Origin of the sequence: Prevotella conceptionensis 9403948 (genome assembly GCF_000312305.1) — a bacterium.
GTDB lineage: Bacteria > Bacteroidota > Bacteroidia > Bacteroidales > Bacteroidaceae > Prevotella > Prevotella conceptionensis.
This window is the reverse complement of the sequence record NZ_HE999471.1, coordinates 2,439-4,804: the sequence shown is the minus strand read 5'-3', so window position 1 is coordinate 4,804 and position 2,366 is coordinate 2,439. Positions and strand designations below refer to the sequence as shown.

Genomic DNA, 2,366 nt, shown 5'->3' with positions numbered 1-2,366 from the left:
TTCGTCCACGGAGGAAATGCCGTATAAGTTCAACGGCAAGGAACTCGACGAGGAGACGGGATTATACTACTATGGAGCGAGATACATGAACCCGAAGACGAGTTTGTGGTATGGGGTGGATCCGCTGGCGGAGAAGTATCCTGAGATAGGGGGATATATCTATTGCCACAACAACCCAATAATCCTGACAGACCCAACGGGCATGGACGACATCTTTGATGAAAAGGGAAACTTCATCAAAGACACGGGAAAGGGAAGTATGGTATTGATTCAACAGGGAAGACAATTGAATAAACTCTCCTCCTTTGATTACAGTGAGGGAAAAGATGCTAATAGAAATATGCTCATTAATGTTTCTTCTTACTATCTATCTCAAAGTGATAAAAATGCATTTAGTTTGAGTATAGATAAACCAAAGGAAGGTGATCCTGTTGATGGCGTTATTGCAAACACACAGGGCACGAGCAAATATAGTTTAGTAATTAATAACGGTAAACTAAATAAAGCTTTTGACAATAAGTATAATTTCATAAGTATGACTTACCATGAAAGTCGACACAGGTATGACAATAGTACCTGGGAGCTGTCTTAGGTGAAGTAAATGCAATATTACAACAAACTAATCATAAATCCTGGGGATTAGTTTCTAGTGACTTCGCTGGTTCACAAGCAGGCTATGCTGTAAACAAATTAAAAGAAGCTTGGAAACTTGGAATTTTAGATAATTCAGGTGTTGAGAAGTATATAAAAAAATTGAATGACGCTTTTGCAGGAATTGCCATATTTAATTATGACCCTACCACAAAATCTGTAGGTCGGGTGCTCATGATAGGAGAAGTAGAAAAGGTGGGATCAAGAAAGAAAAAATAAATTTATAATAGTATGAGAATTTGCATGATTTTACTTATTGGCTATCTTACAATGATTAATGCATTTGCTTGTAATAAGATAAATTACGAGTATCTACTTTCTGCAGATAGCATTAAATATTGGGATAAGGTTACTCCAAATTTTAAAATTGAGGGATTAGCTTTTCGAGCTAGTGACCATCAACCTTTTTGGTATGATGAGAATAGGTATTATAGCTATTCCTCAGCACAAGAAATTGCATTCCAAAAAGTTTGGATGATAAAGAACAATAATCTAGAGATTCAACTTTGGCATGACTCCACACCTGTAGGGGACAAGGAAGTTTTCCAAATAATAAAACTTACAGAAGACAGTTTAATTTTAAGCAAAAACGGATATAGGGCGCTGTATATGAAGTCAAAGGATCAAAAAACAGAACTCACTTTGAAACCTGAACAAAGAAGAGGGTACATATTCGCACAAATTGCATCTCAAAAACAAATTGAGCAACTTATAAAATCTACATACAAAATGGCAAGGAAACAGCATATCACTTTTCCTAAACAAATTCAAGTAAATGTCTATGTCTCATTAGGAAAAGACGGATTAATAAAACGAACAACTATACTCGATAAATCCCATAAGAATTCAAAGTATAACTCTTTCTATGTAATCCTTTTATCAAGACTCAAAAATATGAAATTCTTTCCTGCATATAATGAATATACTGGGGAAAGATATGATTGTGATTTTTGTATTCCGATTAAATATCAAATGGATGACACCCAATGAGATTGTTGCTAAATGCCGGCTTAAGCTAGAAAAGAAAGTATATCTCTACATTTAGGAATGTTCAATTTACGTGTTGTACAAGACTCGTACACGATCACGGCAGCAGGGAACACGACTTTTTAGGATTGCCCTTCCATTTGGAAAGTTCAGATGGATACTGTTTTCATATACAACGTATTGGACAAATTTACAATAACATTCGAAATCCGTCCCCATTTCTCTATGCCATAATGCGATTATATCTTGAAAATGGACTGTTGTAGGTTATTCAGTACATTCTTTACAAGTTGAAAGTAGGTCTTCCGTGACATACAAATGATGAGAAAATCAAGACGGCTTCAATGAGTAAGCTCTTCGTATGGCATCGTAAGGTTGTAGTTTTCTATACGCCTACGAGGGCGGCTACCGCGACAGGCGCGAGCGCGACTTCTTCGGGTTCGCCAAGGTCGTCACCCGACAGCTGGACACGCAGAAGGACAATGCCGCCTACCGCACGCAGGTGTCCGAGTACGGACACAACCGCAACCTGTACATGCACGACCTCGTCACCGCCGAGACGCTGTACGACGCGCAGGGCAACAGGCTGCAAGGCACCCTCAACACCTACGAGGCGGTACGGCAGCGCGACGACAGCACGAGCGTGTTCCCCGCACTCGTCTCCGTCGGGCAGACCGTCTACGACAACGCAGGGCAGGGCAGCATGAGCACCACCGTGCACAAAACCT

3 protein-coding genes are annotated in these 2,366 nt (G+C 39.7%); all 3 read left to right on the top strand.

Annotated elements, in window-relative coordinates:
- Nucleotides 1-592: RHS repeat-associated core domain-containing protein (locus BN93_RS15685; RefSeq protein ID WP_316928633.1), on the top strand; the 592-nt coding region annotated here is incomplete at its 5' end.
- A 302-nt stretch (nucleotides 593-894) separates the two neighbouring features.
- Nucleotides 895-1,641, top strand: a complete 747-nt coding sequence (locus tag BN93_RS15680) for a lipocalin-like domain-containing protein (RefSeq protein ID WP_157462917.1) — start codon at nucleotides 895-897, stop codon at nucleotides 1,639-1,641.
- Between the two features lie 499 nt (nucleotides 1,642-2,140).
- Nucleotides 2,141-2,366, top strand: a 226-nt coding sequence (locus BN93_RS18180) for a hypothetical protein (protein ID WP_198007545.1), incomplete at its 3' end; no start/stop codon positions are given.